The 18,812-nt window shown below is 62.4% G+C and carries 15 protein-coding genes and 1 pseudogene; 9 read left to right on the top strand and 7 right to left on the bottom strand.

From position 1 onward, the window contains the following. The first annotated feature begins 43 nt into the window (after nt 1–43). The 7 genes from G4G27_RS06840 (at nt 44) to G4G27_RS06810 (ending at nt 9,206) form a co-directional block, all read left to right on the top strand. Nucleotides 44–1,708: an oleate hydratase gene (locus G4G27_RS06840; RefSeq protein WP_183112640.1), complete on the top strand. Its 1,665-nt coding sequence runs from the start codon at nt 44–46 to the stop codon at nt 1,706–1,708. 9 nt (nt 1,709–1,717) lie between these two features. Further along, nucleotides 1,718–4,285, top strand: a complete 2,568-nt coding sequence (gene mgtA / locus G4G27_RS06835; protein WP_183112639.1) for a magnesium-translocating P-type ATPase — start codon at nt 1,718–1,720, stop codon at nt 4,283–4,285. Continuing rightward, nucleotides 4,282–5,337 carry a lysylphosphatidylglycerol synthase transmembrane domain-containing protein gene (locus G4G27_RS06830; protein WP_244624586.1) on the top strand — a complete coding sequence of 352 codons (1,056 nt, stop codon included), beginning with the start codon at nt 4,282–4,284 and terminating at the stop codon, nt 5,335–5,337. The genes mgtA and G4G27_RS06830 overlap by 4 nt, the downstream gene beginning before the upstream one ends. A 170-nt stretch (nt 5,338–5,507) precedes the next feature. Further along, complete coding sequence (locus G4G27_RS06825) at nt 5,508–6,329, top strand: universal stress protein (RefSeq protein WP_183112638.1); 822 nt, start codon at nt 5,508–5,510, stop codon at nt 6,327–6,329. Between the two features lie 94 nt (nt 6,330–6,423). Beyond that, nucleotides 6,424–7,044 carry a BON domain-containing protein gene (locus G4G27_RS06820; protein WP_244624585.1) on the top strand — a complete coding sequence of 207 codons (621 nt, stop codon included), beginning with the start codon at nt 6,424–6,426 and terminating at the stop codon, nt 7,042–7,044. A 107-nt stretch (nt 7,045–7,151) separates the two neighbouring features. After that, entirely contained in the window at nt 7,152–8,417 is a 1,266-nt protein-coding gene (locus tag G4G27_RS06815) for a glycoside hydrolase family 130 protein (protein WP_244624684.1), read from the top strand. A 126-nt stretch (nt 8,418–8,543) separates the two neighbouring features. After that, a complete protein-coding gene (locus G4G27_RS06810) occupies nt 8,544–9,206 on the top strand; it encodes a BON domain-containing protein (RefSeq protein WP_183112636.1) in 663 nt (220 codons plus the stop codon). Nucleotides 9,207–9,251: 45 nt separating this feature from the next. Here G4G27_RS06810 and G4G27_RS06805 read toward each other — a convergent pair whose 3' ends face one another. The 3 genes and pseudogenes from G4G27_RS06805 to G4G27_RS06795 all read right to left on the bottom strand — a co-directional run bounded on the left by G4G27_RS06805 (nt 9,252) and on the right by G4G27_RS06795 (nt 13,394). After that, the gene (locus G4G27_RS06805; RefSeq protein ID WP_183112635.1) at nt 9,252–10,301 is read right to left on the bottom strand and encodes an acetate kinase; all 1,050 of its coding nucleotides are present in this window, start codon (nt 10,299–10,301) and stop codon (nt 9,252–9,254) included. Continuing rightward, nucleotides 10,289–12,606 (bottom strand): annotated as a pseudogene (locus tag G4G27_RS06800) (phosphoketolase family protein). Before G4G27_RS06800 ends, G4G27_RS06805 begins: the two are co-directional and overlap by 13 nt. A 95-nt stretch (nt 12,607–12,701) precedes the next feature. Next, nucleotides 12,702–13,394, bottom strand: a complete 693-nt coding sequence (locus tag G4G27_RS06795) for an NAD(P)H-dependent oxidoreductase (RefSeq protein ID WP_244624584.1) — start codon at nt 13,392–13,394, stop codon at nt 12,702–12,704. A gap of 315 nt (nt 13,395–13,709) precedes the next feature. On the opposite strand from G4G27_RS06795, the gene G4G27_RS06790 reads away from it, so the two are divergent. Both G4G27_RS06790 and G4G27_RS06785 read left to right on the top strand, forming a co-directional pair. After that, nucleotides 13,710–13,982 (top strand): hypothetical protein, encoded by a 273-nt coding sequence (locus G4G27_RS06790; protein ID WP_183112633.1) that lies wholly within the window; start codon nt 13,710–13,712, stop codon nt 13,980–13,982. Nucleotides 13,983–13,987: 5 nt separating this feature from the next. Then, nucleotides 13,988–14,926: a L,D-transpeptidase gene (locus G4G27_RS06785; RefSeq protein WP_183113659.1), complete on the top strand. Its 939-nt coding sequence runs from the start codon at nt 13,988–13,990 to the stop codon at nt 14,924–14,926. 396 nt (nt 14,927–15,322) lie between these two features. On the opposite strand, the gene G4G27_RS06780 is transcribed toward G4G27_RS06785, so the two are convergent. From G4G27_RS06780 to G4G27_RS06765, 4 genes are all read right to left on the bottom strand, one after another. Further along, on the bottom strand, nt 15,323–16,048 hold the full coding sequence (locus tag G4G27_RS06780; protein ID WP_183112632.1) for an alternative oxidase: 726 nt from the start codon (nt 16,046–16,048) through the stop codon (nt 15,323–15,325). 98 nt (nt 16,049–16,146) lie between these two features. Continuing rightward, nucleotides 16,147–16,731, bottom strand: a complete 585-nt coding sequence (locus G4G27_RS06775) for a GNAT family N-acetyltransferase (protein WP_244624583.1) — start codon at nt 16,729–16,731, stop codon at nt 16,147–16,149. Nucleotides 16,732–16,915: 184 nt separating this feature from the next. Further along, entirely contained in the window at nt 16,916–17,584 is a 669-nt protein-coding gene (locus G4G27_RS06770) for an NAD(P)H-dependent oxidoreductase (protein ID WP_183112630.1), read from the bottom strand. A 127-nt stretch (nt 17,585–17,711) separates the two neighbouring features. Beyond that, nucleotides 17,712–18,413 carry a VIT family protein gene (locus G4G27_RS06765; RefSeq protein ID WP_183112629.1) on the bottom strand — a complete coding sequence of 234 codons (702 nt, stop codon included), beginning with the start codon at nt 18,411–18,413 and terminating at the stop codon, nt 17,712–17,714. Nucleotides 18,414–18,812 lie beyond the last annotated feature (399 nt).

The raw sequence follows: 18,812 nt of genomic DNA, 5'->3' as shown, positions 1-18,812 counted from the left end.
CTCGATCCGATCGCCAAGCCGCCAAGCCGCCAAGGAAGTGCTCATGACCGAACTGAACCGCGCCGCAAATCCGGATACAGCGGGCGGTGTGCCGCTGCCGAAGCGCGAAAGCCGGGCCTTCCTTGTCGGTGGCGGCATCGCTTCGCTCGCGGCGGCTGCGTTCATGATCCGCGACGGTGACATGCGCGGTTCGGACATTACCATCATCGACGAGGGCCATGTTATCGGCGGTGCGCTCGATGGCGCGGGATCGCCCGAAAACGGCTATGTCCTGCGCGGCGGCCGGATGCTCGAGAGCAAATATCTGTGCACGTTCGACCTGTTCGCGTCGATTCCCACGCTTGATGCGCAGTCAACCGTCACTCAGGAGATTCTTGATTGGAACGAGACGATCAAGACATCGTCCAAGTCTCGCCTGTTCGAGGATGGGCATCGCCAGGTCGCCCCGGCGTTCGGGTTGAGCGAGCAGCACATCCTGACGATCGAACGCCTCGCGATCGAGCCCGAATTGCTACTCGGTCGCACCAGCATCGCTGATCAGTTCGACCCTGCTTTCTTCGATACCAATTTCTGGCTGATGTGGTGTACGACCTTCGCCTTCCAGCCATGGCACAGCGCCGTCGAGTTCAAGCGCTACCTGGTTAGATTCTCGCATATGGTCGAGGGCTTCAGTCGCCTGAGCGGAATCATGCGCACCCGGTACAATCAATATGATTCGCTGGTGCGTCCGCTGCACAAATGGCTGGCGGAGCGCGACGTCCATTTTCGCCTCGATACCCGCGTCACGGATCTCACTATGTCCGACGTCGACGGCGAAATGACCGTCCGGGGAATTCGAACGGTCGAAGGCGGGACCACGACCGAAATCCCGGTCGCCGCGCACGACAATATATTCGTAACGCTGGGATCAATGACCGAGGGCTCGCAGCTCGGCAGCATGGACAGTGTGCCTCGATTGCTGGGCAAGAACGACGGCGGCGCTTGGGCGCTGTGGGAGAAGATCGCTGCTGACCGGCCGCATTTCGGCAACCCATCGGCGTTCGACGGTCATGTCGACCAGTCGAAATGGGTATCGTTCACCACCACGCTGCATGATGCTGGTTTTCTGGCGCTGGTGCGCGACGCAACCGGCAACGTCCCCGGCGAAGGTGGATTGATCACCTTTCCGAAATCCGCCTGGCTCGCCTCCATCGTCATCCCGTATCAGCCGCATTTTGTCGGCCAGCCGGACGATGTCGCGGTCTTCTGGGGCTATGGCCTGTCAGTCGAAGCCCTTGGCGACTTCGTCAGGAAACCGATGTCGGCCTGCACCGGCCGTGAGATCATGACCGAAATCCTCGGGCATCTCGGGATCGTCGCCGAGGCTGATGAGATCTTGGGGTCATCGACCTGCATCCCGTGCATGATGCCGTTCATCACCAGCCAGTTCCTGCCCCGCGCCAAGGGCGACCGCCCGCAGGTTGTACCGCAAGGCTCGACCAACCTCGCCTTTATCGGCCAATATTGCGAGCTGCCGGACGACGTCGTCTTCACCGTCGAATATTCGGTCCGCTCCGCCCAGGCTGCCGTTTACCAGTTGCTCGGCCTGCATCGCACACCGCCGCCTGTCTATAAGGGCGCGTTTGATCCGCGGATTCTCTACAAGGCATATCGCGCGTTGCATGATGGCGAGGCCGGGCCGGCGGCAGCCATTCTCCACCCCGCCTGAGGCAGGGCGATGATCGCGACCGCACCCGCCCAGGCCGAGACCGGCCGCAAGCCATTCTGGACGCAGTCAGCGGGCGACGCGTTCCTCGCGCTCGCCTGCGACCGCAATGGACTGAGCCAGACCGACGCGATCGAACGCTTGAAGCGTGCCGGACCCAATGCCGATGCGACCGCCGCCCGAAGGAGTCCAATCCGCGCGATCGCAAAACGACTGGCGGAACCGCTGTCTCTGATTCTCCTGGCCGCAGGGTTCGTATCGGTGGTGACCGGGGATGCCATCGGAGGGTCGATCATCGTCGCGATCCTGGTGCTGTCGATCGGGCTGGATACCGTCCAGGAAGGTCATGCGATCCGCGCCGCGGATGTGCTGCGCCAATCCGTGGCCCTCAAGGCCATGGTGCGCCGCGACGGCATCCTGTCGGAAATCGATGTCGAGAAAGTTGTGCCCGGCGACGTGGTCCGTGTGCGAGCCGGCGACATCATCCCCGCTGACGCCCTGATTTTCGAAAGCACGGCGTTCACCGCCAACGAGGCGGCACTGACCGGTGAACCCTATCCCGTCGAAAAGCAGCCGGGGATGGTCACGGCATCGGCCCCGGCTGAAGCCAGCAATGCGATTTTTCGGGGCGCAGTTGCGCAGACCGGCGAAGCGCTGGCGCTGGTGGTCGGCACCGGACGAGCCACTCTGTTCGGAGCCGCGGCATCGGCGCTGATGGACGCGGGCGAAACATCCCCATTCCAGCGCGACCTTAGCGCCTATGGCTTGCTGACCGCACGGTTGACGCTCGCGCTTGTTGTGGTGGTGCTTACAGCAAGCATCTTCTTCGGCCGACCACTGCTACAGTCGCTGCTTTTCGCGGTGGCATTGGCGGTTGGCCTGACACCCGAGCTGCTGCCGATGATCACGACCGTCACCCTGTCGCGTGGAGCGATGCGGATGGCCAGGCGGAAGGTGATCGTGAAGCGGCTGGCTTCGATTCACGATCTCGGGGCAATGACAATTTTGTGCACCGACAAGACTGGCACGCTCACCTCGGCCCAGATCAGCCTGGCCCGCAGCATCACGCCATCGGGCGCCGACGATACTCGTCCATCCCGGCTCGGCGCAATCGCGGCAATTCTCGGTGGCGACAGCGGCGCGCTCGATGCGGCGATGTCCGACGCGGTACCCGACGCCGCGACGGGCTGGACGCTGTCAGCGCGCCACAGCTTCGATTTCAGCCGTCGGCTGGGCTCAGTGCTGACCACCGGCCCTGAAGGCCCCCTGCTGATCACCAAAGGCGCGCCGGAAGCGGTACTCGCGTCATGCCGGTCAAGCCTTGCCGATGGGAAGGTCATCGCATTCGGCTCGGCGGAACGCGCGGATGCGTTGCACGAGGTTCACAAGCTCGCGGAGCAGGGCCTGCGCGCAATCGCGGTCGCATCGCGGCGATGGAGCGGCGCGGTGCGCGACCTCGTCGCGGATGACGAGACGGAGCTCGTTTTCGAGGGGTTTTGCGCGTTTGCCGATCCGCCCAAGGCAACGGCTGCCGCCGCCGTTGCGCGGCTGGACAAAGCAGGCATTCGCCTGATCATCCTGTCCGGGGATGATCCGGTGGTCGTCAAAAGGCTGGCAGGACTGGTCGGACTTGCGGCGGACACGGTCCTGTCAGGACCGGATGTCGCCAAACTCAGCGATGCGGCGCTGGCGGTACAAGTGCGATCGATTGATGCTTATGGCCGTCTCGCGCCCGACCAGAAGGCCCGGCTGGTTCGGGCGCTTCAGGCGAGCGGCGCGATCGTCGGCTATCTCGGCGACGGGATCAACGACGCGCCCGCCCTGAAGGCGGCCGATATCGGCCTGTCTGTCGATGGCGCGGCCGGTGTCGCGCAGGCATCGGCCGACATGATCATGCTCGACAGCGACCTTGCCGTGGTCGCGGACGGTGTCGAGGAAGGGCGTCGGACCTTCGCCAACATCCTGAAATATATCCGTATGGGCGCGAGCTCGAACTTCGGGAACATGCTGTCGATGGCCGCCGCGTCGCTGTTTCTCCCGTTTCTGCCCATGCTCCCGACGCAGATTCTGCTCAACAATCTGTTGTACGATATTTCCGAGATCGGCATCCCGTTCGATGGCGTACGGCCCGAAGCGGTTGCCCGTCCTCAAGTGTGGGACATGCGAGCGCTGATCCGCTTCGCCGCAATCATGGGGCCATTGTCGTCGGCCTTTGATCTCATGACCTTTGGCGGCCTGGTTTTGCTCTTCCATGTCTCGCCCCCGGAATTCCGCACCGCATGGTTTCTTGAATCGATGGCGACGCAGATCCTGGTGATCTTCGTCATCCGCACCAACGGCCGGCCGTGGCGCGACCTGCCGCGCCCGATGCTCGTCGCCTCCTCGCTCGGCGCATTGTTGGTCGCAATGGCCCTGCCGTTCACGCCAGCGGCGGCCTGGTTCGGCTTCGTTGCCCCGCCACTGGCGGCGACCGCCTGTCTCGGCCTCATCGTCATCGTCTATCTTGCCTGTGCCGAGGCGCTGAAACGGGCGGCCATCGCGCAATCGAGCCACCAGACAGCGCGGCCGCGCCGGCCATGATGAAGGAAACGTCCCGCATTTCGGCAGCAGCGCGATTACCGCCGCCATCACCGCCAAGCCGCATCCGCACGCTAGCCACCTGGCTGTTCGGCGCTGCCATGGCGGGGACGCTGGTTTTCGTGGTCCTGCATTTCGGCGACCTCGAGGCTTTTGGGCAAAGCCTCAAAGAGGCCCAGCCCGGATGGCTGGTTGCCGCCTTTCTCCTTCAGGCGGTAACCTATGCCTGCGTCGCACGCGGCTGGAGCGCCGTGCTCATCAAGGCAGGGTCGCCGATACCACTGCGGCACCTGCTTCCGATCGCCATCTCCAAATTGTTCGCCGATCAGATGATTCCGATTGCTGGCATGGGCGGCAACATGCTCCTGATCGATCGTCTGGTCGCACTTGGCGTGCCACGCGGCGCGGCCGTGGCGGTACTGCTGGTGTCCCTGATCGGCTTTTACGCCGCTTATGCGGCGCTCGCGCTCGCGACGCTGGCGCTGCTCTGGATGAACGGCAAAGCGACTCCGCTGATCGCCATCTTGGTGGCGCTGTTCCTGAGCGTCGCGATCGCGATCCCCGCGCTGGCCCTGTGGCTGGGCAGGCGCGGGAGTCATCGCTTGTCGCCGATCCTTGAACGCCTCACGCTGGTCCGCAGCTTGTTGCACGTCGCCGGCGAGGCGCCGATCACGTTAATCGGCGATCGCCGGCTGATCGTGCGGGTCGCCCTGTTGAACGGGCTGGTGTTCTTCGCCGATGCCGCCACCATGACGGTCTGCTTCCGGGCGCTTGGTCAGCCCGTCTCCTTTGAAATCGCGTTCATCGCGGTGATGGCCGCATCGATGATCGTCACGCTCGGCCCCGTACCGCTCGGCCTTGGCAGCTTCGAGGCCGGATCGACAGCGGCACTTAGCCTTTTGGGCGTCCCCATGGAGACGGCACTCGCGGCGACGCTGCTGCTGCGCGGATTCACTCTGTGGCTCCCGTTACTGCCGGGCCTGTTTATGATGCGTGTCGTCATCCGGAAAAGGCCTGCCAGTACGGGACCGCGAAAGCCCGGTAGCACCGGCTGATACCCTCCGCATCTCAGTCGTCAGCACGAACACATCGCCCGGCATGCGTAGTTTCCGATGCTGTTACTGCCCCAGGTTTGCCGACAAATGTATGTGCAGGCGTGATTTTGGTCAGGCCGCCATGTGACATCGCCTGATGCCAGGTCATGTTGCCGATGAGGACGGACGCCATGACGTATTCAACTTTGATGGTTCACCTCGACGCGGGCCACCCCAATATGGCGACGCTGTCGCTCGCGGCGAAATTGGCCGAGAGGTATAGGGCAAAGGTCATCGGCGTGGCCGTCTGTCAGCCAATGGAGATCGGAACCTCCGACGGCTATTTTACCGGCGAGCTCGTCACGCTGGAACGAGACATTGTCGATCAGGAACTGAAGCGTGCCGAGACCGAGTTTCGCGACTGCACCGAAATTCAGCCCTTTATTCTGGAATGGCGCTCGATACCGACCATGGGGTGCATTGCCGAGATTGTCGCCAGTGAAGCACGGTGTGCGGACCTTATCATCACAAGCGCGGGCTCGGGCCCGCAGCGCAATCCCCTGACGCACGCCGACACCGGCGAACTCATCATTCGCGCCGGCCGACCCGTGCTCGTCGTGCCGGACGGACCTGCGCCAGCGATCTTCGAAACGGTGATCATCGCCTGGTCCAATACGCGCGAGTGCCGGCGCGCCATCACCGACGCCCTGCCAATACTTGAGCAGGCCGACCGGGTGCTCATCGTCGAGGTGACACCAAAGCTGGTAGAGGCACGATCGCAGATCAACGACGTGGTGGCTTGGCTGTCACGGCACATGGTTAGCGCCGATACGATCGTTGGCGACTCCTATGGCGACTCTGTCGGGACTCTCGCGCTCATCGCCAAGGACCATTGCGCGGATCTGATCGTCGCCGGGGCCTATGGCCATAACCGCCTGCGCGAATGGGCATTTGGCGGCGTCACGCGCGACTTGTTGCTGCGCAACAATCGTTGCGCGCTACTCTCACATTAAGGTCGGCCTCGCTGATCGGCCCGCTTCTGTCGGTTGATATGGTGGCGGCATTCAGGAGACGATGATGTCAACGGACACCCAACTTCAAAAAGACGTGCTGGCCGAACTCAATTGGGACCCGCGGGTGCCCGCTGGACATATCGGTGTGGTCGCTGACAGTGGCATCATAACGCTCACCGGCCATGTTGAAAACTACGCGGACAAATGCGCCGCAGAGGCTGCAGCCCGAAGGGTCAAAGGCGTCAGGGGGGTCGCGGAAGAGATCGAGGTTCGACTGAACCATCTCGGCAAGCGCACCGACGACGAGATCGCCACCGCCATTGTCAATCGACTGTCATGTGACGTCGCGATTCCCCACGATCGGATAAAACCAACCGTCGAAAGGGGCTGGGTCACGTTGACCGGTGAAGTACATTGGCGTTTCGAGAAAGATGCGGCCGAGCAGGTCGTCGAGCGCCTTTTCGGCGTTGTCGGCATATCCAACGACCTCGCGATCAAGCCGCGAGTGGACGTCGAGATCATCGAAGACGAGATTCGCCACGCGCTTCACCGGTCATGGCTGGTCGCTCCCGAACATGTTTCGGTCAGCGCCGAAGGTGGAACGGTAAGATTGGCCGGAAAGGTATCGAGTTCGCGTGACCGCAGGACTGCGGAAGCGATCGCCTGGGCCTCGCCGGGTGCGGCTGCGGTGATCAATCTGCTTTCAGTCGAATGATCAATCCAGCCGCTGCTACAAGCCGGTCGGCCAGCGCACCCGCGATCTCGTTCGACCCCGACAATCATCCGGTGATCGATCATGATATCGTGACCCATTTGCCGATCATGATTCGGGCCGATCCGTCTCGTGTCGTAATCCGGCCGTTCATGCCGGCTGATGATCCGCCAGCCTTCGCATCGGCCGGTTGCTCCCGCGCGCAGCGCGTCGCGAACCGGGTGCTTAGCCTTGATGAAACGCAGCTTCGGCATGAGTGGGAGCGCGTATCGGATGGGCTGTCCAATCGTCACCGTGACATCGAGGTCATCCTCTCACGACGGTTTCACGAAGTAAACGGGCTGGTCATCGACCCAGGGTCCGTCACATCGACTCAAGCGCTGCTCATCGGCGGATATTTCAGCGAGGAATATTCCTTCGAAGCAGCGGCGTTGTTCAACCCCAGCATCGTCGCTCATCCCGACCAATCGCGGACGCCGGCCGGCGCGATCCGGTTCATACTGTCGCTGCGCGGCGTCGGCGAAGGCCATATCTCATCCGTCACGTTTCGCACCGGGCTATGGTCCGCAGACGGCGCCGTGACGCTGGATGAACCAAGTGCCGAAGCGATTTCGCCACGGGTCGAGAGCATCCCGGGCGGCGCGCCGGACGATCCCGGCGTCCGCTTGTTCTGCGATGCCAGCCGCGACCTCTCCGAAGTGGTGATCTACCCGATCACCGACCATCAACGACAGGGGATCGAGGATCTGCGCCTGGTGCGCTTTACCAATGACGACGGGATCGTGACCTATCTCGGCACCTATACCGCCTTTGGCGGCCGCGCGATCCGGCAGGAGCTTCTCAGAACCGCCGACTTTGCAACGTTCGAACTCAGCGCGTTGCGCGGCGATGCGACCGCCAACAAGGGGATGGCATTGTTTCCGCGCAAAATCGGCGGCCGATATGCGATGCTCGGACGTCAGGACCATGAGAATATCTGGCTGCTCATGTCGGACGACCTCTATAATTGGCAAGGTGGCACCCGGACGGTCACACCGCGCTGGCCCTGGGAGTTCATCCAGATCGGCAATTGCGGTTCTCCGATCGAGATCGACGAAGGCTGGCTGGTCCTGACCCATGGGGTCGGAGCGGTGCGAAACTATTGCATCGGCGCCTGTCTCTTGGACAAGACTGACCCGACCAAGGTCATGGCTCGGATGACCCATCCGCTGCTGCGATGCAGGGCTGAAGAGCGCGACGGTTATGTGCCGAACGTCATCTATAGCTGCGGCGCCATCCTCAACCGGCGAACGCTCTTGCTGCCCTATGCAATTGCCGACAGCTTCACGACCTTCGCGCGGATCGAGGTCGATGCCCTTCTCGCTGCTATGGAATAGCGCGGCCGGCTCCACATCACGCCGCGGGACTCTGCGTAGTTTCCGAGCGTATCGGGCGACAGCGATCGGGCATAATCACCATGGCGTCGATAGGATCGATCGTCTTTTTCGAGAAAGTGTTCGCTGATGACTGCCCCCACGAGCTGCGATACCGATCTGCAACGCGATATAGTCGCTGAATTGAGTTGGGATCCGAGCGTACCGGCCGGCCAGATCGGCGTCACTGTCAAGGACGGCGTGGTGACGCTGAGCGGGCATACGACCAGCTTCTTCGGCAAACATGCAGCGGAAACCGCCGCGAGCAGGGTCAAGGGTGTGCAGGCGATCGTCGAACATGTTGAGGTGGTGCTGAACGGCAGCACCAAGTTTCACGACGAAGACATCGCCGCTGCTGCCAGCTTGCGACTGGGGTCCGACGGGACGATTCCGCAAGGCGCGATCGTCCCGCGCGTCGAAGACGGGTGGATCACCCTGCTCGGCGAAGTAGATTGGCATTTCGAACGCGATGCGGCGGAACGGAATGTGCGGCCGATCGCCGGTGTCGTCGGCGTGGTGAACATGATCACGGTCAAACCTCGCGTCGATGTGCTCGACGTGCGGGAGAGCATTCGCAGCGCCCTGCATCGCTCGGCCTTCCTGGATCGCGATACCGTCATGGTCGCGGTCGATGGCGGCACGGTTCGCCTGACCGGCAGCGTCTCCTCCATTCACGAACGCGACGTGGCCGAACAGACGGCGTTGCAGGCAGCCGGTGCGGTCAGCGTCGTCAACATGCTCACTATCGCCTAGCGTATCTTCGCGGGGCTCGCGGGGAGTGCAATCGCTGCCCCGCGATCAGGCGGCAAGGCTGGCCGTGTGCAGTGCGATCTGCTCGTCTTCTTGCGATCGCAGGACACGGATTTTCGCGCCGCTCCACGCCAGTTGCCGACGGATCGCATCGCCAACCAGTGTGTCATGCTCCCCGATCCCGCCAGTCAGAACCAGCATATCGATCCCCTCGAGGACCGCGATCATCGCGCCGATCTGCTTGCGGACGGACTGGCAGAATAGCCGGATCGCGAGATCCGCGTCCGGATCATGTGCCGCTGCCTCGTGAAGGACGCGCATATCGCCGGACAGGCCGGACACGCCCAGCATGCCGGATCGACGGTCAATGAGCTGTTCCAGCGCTCCATTGTCCAGGCCTTTTTCGCGCAGCAGATAGAGCAGGACACCGGGGTCGATATCCCCGCTGCGCGTCGCCATCACCACGCCGCCGGCGGGGGTCAGCCCCATGCTGGTGTCGATCGACCGGCCATCCCGCACGGCCGTGACACTCGCGCCATTGCCGAGATGGGCGAGGACCAGCCGTGCCGGCAGATCGGACCCAAGTTGCCGGACGATAGATTCGCATGACAGCCCGTGAAAACCATAGCGCCGGACACCGGGTGCGCGAAAGGCACCAGGAATAGGGAGTGTCGTTGCCACATCGGGCATGTCCGCATGGAATGCCGTGTCGAAGCAGGCGGCCTGCGGCAGTGTCGGATAATGCGTGCGCGCAGCCTTGATCAGCGCCAGCGCGGCAGGGCCGTGGAGCGGTGCGAACACACAGGCGCTGACCAGGTCACGAATGACGGCATCGTCGATGAGGCAATGGGCATTTTGTTTCGCCCCGTCATGAACCACCCGGTGGCCGATCGCGATTGGCGGTGGCGCATCGGTCCGACCAAGCGCCGCGTCGACTGAATCGAACAGGGCGCCGTGGTCGTCGGTCGTCTCGAAGCTGCCGGCGACCAGTTCCCTGGGCACCGCGCCACCGAGTTCAAAAAGGCCGAATTTGAGCGACGACGAACCGCTATTGAACGCGAGCACCACGGGGCGAAGATCGGCGATCACCGCTGCCATTGCCAGTCACGGACTTCGGGCAGATCATCACCATGCTCGGCGATGTGGAGCTTGTGGCGCTCCATCATCGCCCAGTAGCGGTCACGCTCCCGATCGACGATATGATACAGGCGCGGCACCCGCTCGATCGCATCCAGCGCCAGGCGGTAGCGGTCGAGATCGTTGAGCACGACCATGTCGAACGGCGTCGTCGTGGTGCCTTCTTCCTTGTATCCGCGGACATGGATGTTGGCGTGGTTGGTGCGGCGATAGGTTAGCTTGTGGACCATTGCGGGATAGCCGTGGAACGCGAAGATCACCGGTTTGTCGGCTGTGAAGAGCGCATCGAACGCGCGGTCGTCGAGCCCGTGTGGGTGTTCCGATTGCGGCTGCAGGACCATCAGGTCGACGACATTGACGACCCGGATGCGAATGTCCGGTACATATTGCCGCAGCAAGCTGACCGCAGCCATCGTCTCGAGCGTGGGCACGTCGCCGGCGCACGCCATGACGATATCGGGCTCGACCTCATCGCTCGCCCAGTGCCAGATACCGGCGCCGGTCGTGCAGTGCCGCACGGCCTCGTCGATCCCAAGCCATTGCCATTCCGGCTGCTTGCCCGCGACGATCACGTTCACATAGCCGCGGCTGCGCAGGCAATGGTCGGCGACGGACAACAGGCAGTTCGCATCGGGCGGCAAATAGATGCGCGCGAGGTCCGCGGTCTTATTGGCGACATGGTCGATGAAGCCGGGATCCTGATGCGACAGGCCGTTATGATCCTGGCGCCAGACATGCGAGGTCAGCAGGTAATTGAGCGAGGCGATCGGCGCGCGCCACGGGATCTTCTTGGTAACCTTCAGCCATTTGGCGTGCTGGTTGACCATTGAATCGACGATATGGACGAACGCCTCGTAACAGGAGAACAGGCCGTGGCGGCCGGTCAGCAGATAGCCCTCGAGCCAACCCTGGCAGAGATGCTCGCTCAGTATCTCCATCACGCGTCCGTCGGCGCTGAGATCGGTATCGATCTCCTCGGTCCTCGCCATCCACGCCTTGCCGGAGACTTCATATACCGCGTCGAGCCGGTTCGAGGCGGTCTCGTCGGGGCCGAACAGCCGGAAGTTCACTGACCCCAGATTGCGCCGCATCGTGTCGCGCAGATAAGAGCCAAGGACGCGGGTGGCCTCTGCCCTCACCTGTCCCGGCACTGATACGGCCACGGCGTAGTCGCGAAAATCGGGAAGCGACAGCGACTGGAGCAGCTCACCGCCATTGGCATGGGGGTTGGAGCCCATCCGCCTGTGCCCGGTCGGCGCCAGCGACGCATAGTCGTCGTGGAACTTGCCATGCTCGTCGAACAATTCCGCTGGCCGGTAGTTGCGCATCCATGTCTCGAGTTGGCATAGATGTTCGGGATCATCGAAATTGGCGATCGGCACCTGATGCGCCCGCCAGGTGCCTTCGACCGGCTTGCCGTCAACCATCTTCGGACCGGTCCAGCCCTTGGGCGTCCGGAACACGATCATCGGCCAGCGAGGTCGTTCGGGAATGACCCCAGGGGCACGTGCCGCCGTCTGGATTTCCTGGATGCGGGCGAGCGCCCGGTCGAGCGCACCGGCCAGCAACTGGTGCATTTCGGCGGGATCATCGCCCTCGACGAAAAGGGGTCGTAACCATAGCCGCGCAGCAGGTCGCTCAGCTCATGCGGATCGATCCTGGCCAGGATGGTCGGGTTGGCGATCTTGAACCCGTTGAGATGGAGGATCGGCAGCACCGCGCCATCGCGTGCCGGATTGAGGAATTTGTTGGAATGCCAACTGGTCGCAAGCGCGCCAGTCTCGGCCTCGCCGTCGCCGATAACACAGGCGACGATCAGATCGGGATTGTCGAACGCGGCACCATAAGCATGAGCGAGCGAATAACCGAGCTCGCCGCCCTCATGGATCGACCCGGGAGTCTCGGGTGCGACATGGCTCGGGATCCCGCCGGGCCAGGAGAATTGCCGGAACAGCCGGTGCAGCCCGCTCCGGCTGCGCTCGATCGCTGGATAACGCTCGGTGTAGGAACCCTCCAGATAGGTGTTGGCGACCAGTCCCGGTCCGCCATGGCCCGGGCCGATGACGTTGATCATGTTCAGGTCATGCTCGACGATCAACCGGTTGAGGTGGACATAGAGGAAATTCAGGCCTGGCGTCGTACCCCAATGGCCGAGCAGCCGGGGCTTTACGTCCGCGATCGCCAGAGGACGCTCGAGCAGCGCATTATCGCGCAGATAGATCTGGCCGACCGACAGATAGTTGGCCGCGCGCCAATATGCATCCATGCGGCGCAGTAACTCAGGCGCCAGGGGTCGGCGCGGGTTGGATTGATTTCCGGTCGATGCTGCGGGACGGCTATGAGGCGTTGAGGCAAAGAGGTTCATTGTGCGAACAACCCCACAAGTCCGGCATTAGCGAGTAGCGCTTCGTCGCCGAACGCGACCTCGGCACACATTCGCCGCGCCCGATCCTCAACGTCACGAAGATATTGCAGCGCGAAGCGTTCGCTGAGACCGTCGGTGATGTGATCGAAGCGGACATGCGACTGCGAGTGCATACCGAAGGCGTGCGCCAGATAGTCGTCAAATACATCGCGAAGCGACCTTTCCTGCCCCTGTTCGTTGAGCCAGCCATTGCTCGCCGCCGAGGTGGTGAAACTCAGCAGGCGCTTGTTGCCCAGCAAGGGTGTCTGCAGGCGACGTTGGACCGCGTCCGGTCCAATGCCCGAGCCAAGCACACGCTCGACATAGCCCTTCATCATCGCTGGCGGGGTGCCAAACCAGATCGGATAGATGAGCACAAAAACGTCGCCGCCAGCGATCGTCGCAAGCTCGCGCGCAATATCGGGTGACGGCAAAAAGCCTGCTCCCGGACGCTCGCTGGCCTGAAGGATTGGATCAAAGCCCATCGCGTACAGATCCCGGAACACCACGTGATGCCCGTTCGCCCTCACGACTTTGCAGTAGGTGTCAGCGATGGAGTGATTGAAGCTGCCTGGAGCCGGGTGGCAGAGAATGACCACGTGCCGGCCATTGCGGGCTTGATCCGGTGTTGGCGATGTCATGACGCGCATTCCGATGATCGATCGCGACCTTTCGAAGCGATGCCGGAAAGAAGCGAACATGGGGACCAGCGGGCCTGTTGCTGATCTCAGTCGCACATACGCCCAGTGCCGGATCTTGGTCAGCCTCGGAAACTACGCAGAACTCAAATGCTCGCTGGCCCCATCTGCGGAGACCTGAATCGACGCGGGATAGATGACACCGGCACGTCCCGAACCGGCACTCCTTGGGGTAAGTGTTATCCGAGGCCAGACCAATCAGCCTCTCCGGATTAGACAAGGTGATCGCGGCGGCCGAGGCCGAGGCGGTTGTTTAGGAGACATCATGTGTACGTCGACAACTTAGAAGCGGCATATTTGAAGAAGCGCGTGATGGTATCGCTCGACATGGCGGAAGCCGCAGCGAGCGACTGTGCTCGCGCCTCCCATCGGGCACTTGCAAGCTATTATGAGCAAGCGTTGATCGCGCTGCGCCGACCAGCGCCGCGACCGGTCGTTCGGCAAGCCAACGCTGCAAATCCAAATGCCATTGCTGTTGGTGTGAGTTCGGCCGGAGGGGTTCGTACAACGGTCACTTCCACTGTCGGAGAACTCACGTGACGCGCATGTGGAAGCTCGCTGCATTTCTCGCGCTCGGTACGGCAACTGCGGCGATCTCACAGTCTTCCCCAGTGGAAGTCGATGGACAGATCGAGCAACTCAAGCCGGGCGAATATCTCTGGGCTCCCGGCATCGCACCGGCGGGTCCGGTCATAATCGTCGTAAACCTGAAAACGCAGCGTGCTTATGCATACCGCAATGGCGTCCCGATCGGCGTGTCGACCGTATCAACGGGTGCCGCCGGCCACCGCACGCCGACAGGTGTTTTCACGATCCTGCAAAAGGATGTCGACCATGTGTCGAACATCTATTCGGATGCGCCGATGCCCTTCATGCAGCGGCTGACCTGGGGCGGCATCGCGCTGCATGCCGGCAACCTCCCGGGCTATCCGGCCTCGCATGGCTGCGTGCGTTTGCCTCCCGCCTTCGCAAAGCTGCTTTATGGGCTGACCAGGCTCGGTATGACCGTCGTGATTACCGAGGCATCGACGGTCCCGGTCGCCGTGCCCGTGCCCCCGGTACTGGCGGGAGAATACGATGTCAGTGTCGATTATGATTGGCATCCTGAACGGTCCGCGACTGGCCCGGTGTCAATTGTGATCAGCGGACGCGATCGGCGCCTCGTCGTGCTCCGCAACGGCGTCGAGATCGGGTCGAGCGCCATCGTTCTTGACGATCCGGTAGCGGTGACGGCGGCCTTCACGCTCCAGTCGATCGACGCAGCAGGGCAGCACTGGTTCCGGCTTCCCCTGCCCGGTCAGCCGACGCCAGTCGGGGCAGAACTGACCGCGCGAGAACAGGCCTCCGGGCACCTTCCTGTGGAATTCAGCGCGCTGCTGGCAACTATCCTTAAACCGGGTACGACAATATTGGTCACCCGTGATACGTTGAAGGCTGCCGGAACCGGGCAGCCGCTCACGGTTGTGGCGGCCGACGCGCCGTAGAGATCGTTGGCGGCGGCAAACTGATTCCAGCCAACCTTTTTTGCAGGCTGGCACCTAATTGTGCGGCAAGAATAATTTCGTCGTCTTCGACCCCGAACGCAGTCCGGCCGGCACATTGATCCTGGTGGGGACGCTCTGCAATTGCCTGGTCGTCAGCCTAGAGTTGACGGGCCAGTTAGCAAACGCAGCAGCCCGGCCAACCCTCCCGAACATTCAGCCATGATCGCTATCGAACCACCCGCGTTTTGGCATGCACACAGCGGCAACGGGGAGCAGGTCACGCCAAGCAAAGCGTTGCACCAATACATGCCGTTCAGATACAGTGACTACGCAGTCTCGGCGTCAGCCCGCCCGACATCAGCGCGAACGGCCTGATCGAGCGTCGCCTGTCTTTCCTCAGGCACCCGCTCCAAGGTCGGTGGCATGCGCCGGATAGGGCGCAATACCCATCAGGTCGCGCGGCGACCCGCCCAGCGTGCTGGCGAAGCCATGATTGACGTCGCGATGATGGGCTTCGTCATCCCGGACGACGAGCACGACGTCACGAAGCGTCGCGTCATCAGCCATCTTCCAATAATGCTTAGCGATTGCGGGGGCCGGGACGTTGGGCGAGCGGCCTTCGTCGATTTCCTGGAGGTAGAGCGTGTAACTTGTAACCGCCTCTTCCTCGAAATAGCCAACCACGCGGTGGGCAGTCCGCGACGAGGTGATATAAAGAATCGAAAAGCCGACGAGGAACACGCCCTGGACGGCGAGGATGACCATACGCTCGAACCGGGTGGGCTTGGCGATCTCGATAAAGGTCATCAGATGCATGCGCTCGTTCTCCGCTTCCTCCATCAGGGTTCGGATCCAGCCTTGGTCATCACGCATGCGGCGCAGGCAAGTCAGGTGAGTGAACATAGCCCCGACCATGCCGGGCACGGCCGCAACCGTCTCGAGGACGATGGCGCGGTGACCATAACGCTTGGCGAAGAAGGTGTCCGCGCTGAACCGCAGCAGCTTGGTAAAGCCAAGCGCGAAGTGATCTGAAAACCCATTCGGCGTGTGGTGGATGACGGGCTCTGCAGCACGCTCGTCAGCCAGTGCACGTGCATCGGGCGAAAGGATGGTGTTGACCATAACAATGTTCCTGGGAATTCCGCCGCACGGCGAAGCCGGCAGCGATGGCTGCGTCAAATTCGGTTATCGGCGGCAGATGCTGGGTCTGTCGAAAATTCTCAGGCTGGCAGCGCAGAAAGCGTCGCGCGAACGACGACGACCGTCGGGTCACCCGGGATCGAATGGGCTGCGAAGCCCATTTCGCGCTCGAGTTCGATGGCTTGGTGGTTGTCGCGGCTTTCGATCGATTCGAGCGTCTTGATCCCTGAGGCCCCGGCGAACTTGGCCACATGTTCGAGCAGCATCCAGCTGATTCCACGATCCTTGAAATCACTGCGAATGGCGATCGCCACCTCGGCACTCGCAAGCGCCTTGTCCGCCGCCATCATCGCCGTAGCGATGATGAAACCGGTCTCCGGATCGAGCGCCAGGAAATTCTCGGTGCGGCGATGATCGACATTGACCAGATTCGCCAGTTGCTCATGGCTCACCTTGCGTATCGCAGTGAGGAACCGGAATCGCAGATCGTCGGCGGTCACGTGCGTGAAGAATTCCGCCAGCCCGGTCTCGTCGGCCGGGACCGCGGGGCGGACATGGAACTGGTATCCACGACGCGTCGTCAGGTCGCCGCTCCAGTCACTTGAGACATCGACCGACGTTGATGACGATCGTCCGATATCGTTTCGTGTGGCGAGATCGGTCAAGGCGGCGTCCTCCGGCAAAAAGTAGTTGGCGTTTGATCCGTTGATCAAGTGCCCGGTCTCATGGCCTAGCGGATAATCGAGCCCCGTCGGAGAATCGGGAAACCTAGTTCGGCCCATTTCTCGATGACTCTGGGGTGGGACGTACGTGCCTGTCGAGAATGAACCGAGAGTGCTGCTGCGGATCCTATTCGGCATCCGCCCCCAACAGCGCCCCGATCGGCGCGGCGGGGTGCTCGGCAGCCAATTCGGCGCACAGCCTCCGGGCCTGTTCCTCCACGTTGGACAGATTCCGACGGGCATGGTCTTCCTGCTGACCCTCGACAATGGCATCGAAATGGGTGTGACCGCCGTCGCGCATGCCAAAGATCTTCAGGAGGTAGCGATCGAATGCATTGCGCAACGAATCCAGCTGACCTTGCTCGTCCAGCCAGGGGCGGGTCGTAGCCGATGTTGAAAGAGTGGCGAACAATTTCCCATGCAGGATGGCATCCGGAACATCATGCGCAATGTCGCGAGGCGTGAGCGCTTCGCCAAGGACGCGATCGACATACCCTTTGATGATCGCCGGCGGCATGCCGAACCACATCGGATAGACAAACACGATCGTATCCCCACCGCGCAACAGAGCGATTTCACCGGCCACGTCGCCGGACATCGGGCGCGTCTGGTGCCCGGGACGGTGCTCCACATGCAGGCACGGATCGAAGTCGAGCGCGTACAGGTCACGCAGCACTGCCTCCTGCCCACATGCCCGGACCGTGGCGCAGTATTTCTCAGCGATCGCATGATTGAAGCTATCGACGGCGGGATGCCCAAGGACGACGACGTGGCGCGGAACGCGATTGGCGATCAAGATGATTCTCCGATACCTCCAAATAGCCAGATTTGGCCGGTGCGCCGCCTTGTGGGTTCTACTTATCGGGGACCGGATCACCGGCGGACTGACCCCATCCCGGGGGTCATGCTGATAGCTGGCCGGATCAGATTGATGTGCCAAACAAAGCGCCGACCCCTGCCGTCACGCCCATTGCAAGCGCGCCCCAGAACGTGACTCGGACAGCTCCCGGAACAAGGCGCGCCCCTCCCGCGCGCGCCGCCAGCGCACCCAGGACGGCTAGAAAAATCAATGAAGTGGATGAAACCGAGACGATCAAAATCGACTGCGGTGCGATCCATGTCACCAAAACAGGCAGTGCCGCGCCAGTGGCAAAACTCATCGCCGATGCCACAGCGGCCTGAACGGGACGTGCTCGCAGCGCCTCGGTAATGCCGAGCTCGTCGCGGGCATGTGCCCCCAACGCATCGTGCGCCATAAGTTGATCGGCAACCTGGGCGGCAAGCGCCGGCTCAAGGCCTCGACCGACATAGATTGCCGCGAGCTCGCGATGCTCGCCGCCGTCATCAGATCTCAGTTCTGCGCGTTCGCGTGCGATATCGGCGTCTTCGGTGTCCTGCTGCGAATGTACCGACACATATTCGCCCGCAGCCATCGACATGGCACCGGCGACCAGCCCGGCGACGCCAGCAACGAGCACGCCGTTTCGGCTGCCATGAGCCGCCGCAACGCCCAGAACCAGGCTTGCGGTAGACAGGATGCCATCGTTCGCCCCCAACACCGCAGCGCGCAGCCAGCCAATATTGTCAGTGCGATGCGGCTCAACCTTCAGTGACGCGCCGCTCATGGGTGACGTCGGAGGGAGCTGGTGAAATTTGTCACGCTGCGGCACTCGCGATAATCTTGGCGAGCGCTGGCACAGGCGGCCAGCGCGACGGTCGAGATGCCAAGTGCTGTTGCAATCATCGAGCTCGCCGCCGCGGCGCTGCCGACGCGAGCACGCAGCCCTCCCGGACCGTCGATAATCTAGGGAACGAACTCACTGCGCTAACTCCCTCAAAGCCGCTTGGGTGTGGCAGCGACCCTAGCATAGGCCCGATAAGATCTAAGGATCGGAAACTACGCAATTCGCGCCCGGCGAACCATTCGTTTCAGCGCGGGAACCGGCGACGTCGTACCTGGAAGGTCGAGCCCAACATTTTTCGAACGGCCCGCATGTCGCCTTCCTTCACTCCGACGTGTGGCG

Origin of the sequence: Sphingomonas sp. So64.6b (assembly GCF_014171475.1) — a bacterium.
GTDB classification, from domain to species: domain Bacteria; phylum Pseudomonadota; class Alphaproteobacteria; order Sphingomonadales; family Sphingomonadaceae; genus Sphingomonas; species Sphingomonas alpina_A.
The sequence above is the reverse complement of the archived record's forward strand: the minus strand, read 5'-3'. Positions and strand labels throughout refer to the sequence as shown.

What these genes read in the sequence shown, in the direction of transcription:
- G4G27_RS06840 (WP_183112640.1), top strand. Translation starts at nt 44, where the DNA reads ATGACCGAACTGAACCGCGCCGCAAATCCGGATACAGCGGGCGGTGTG.
- mgtA (WP_183112639.1), top strand. Translation starts at nt 1,718, where the DNA reads ATGATCGCGACCGCACCCGCCCAGGCCGAGACCGGCCGCAAGCCATTC.
- G4G27_RS06830 (WP_244624586.1), top strand. Translation starts at nt 4,282, where the DNA reads ATGATGAAGGAAACGTCCCGCATTTCGGCAGCAGCGCGATTACCGCCG.
- G4G27_RS06825 (WP_183112638.1), top strand. Translation starts at nt 5,508, where the DNA reads ATGACGTATTCAACTTTGATGGTTCACCTCGACGCGGGCCACCCCAAT.
- G4G27_RS06815 (WP_244624684.1), top strand. Translation starts at nt 7,152, where the DNA reads ATGATTCGGGCCGATCCGTCTCGTGTCGTAATCCGGCCGTTCATGCCG.
- G4G27_RS06810 (WP_183112636.1), top strand. Translation starts at nt 8,544, where the DNA reads ATGACTGCCCCCACGAGCTGCGATACCGATCTGCAACGCGATATAGTC.
- G4G27_RS06805 (WP_183112635.1), bottom strand. Translation starts at nt 10,301, where the DNA reads ATGGCAGCGGTGATCGCCGATCTTCGCCCCGTGGTGCTCGCGTTCAAT.
- G4G27_RS06795 (WP_244624584.1), bottom strand. Translation starts at nt 13,394, where the DNA reads ATGCGCGTCATGACATCGCCAACACCGGATCAAGCCCGCAATGGCCGG.
- G4G27_RS06785 (WP_183113659.1), top strand. Translation starts at nt 13,988, where the DNA reads ATGTGGAAGCTCGCTGCATTTCTCGCGCTCGGTACGGCAACTGCGGCG.
- G4G27_RS06780 (WP_183112632.1), bottom strand. Translation starts at nt 16,048, where the DNA reads ATGGTCAACACCATCCTTTCGCCCGATGCACGTGCACTGGCTGACGAG.
- G4G27_RS06765 (WP_183112629.1), bottom strand. Translation starts at nt 18,413, where the DNA reads ATGAGCGGCGCGTCACTGAAGGTTGAGCCGCATCGCACTGACAATATT.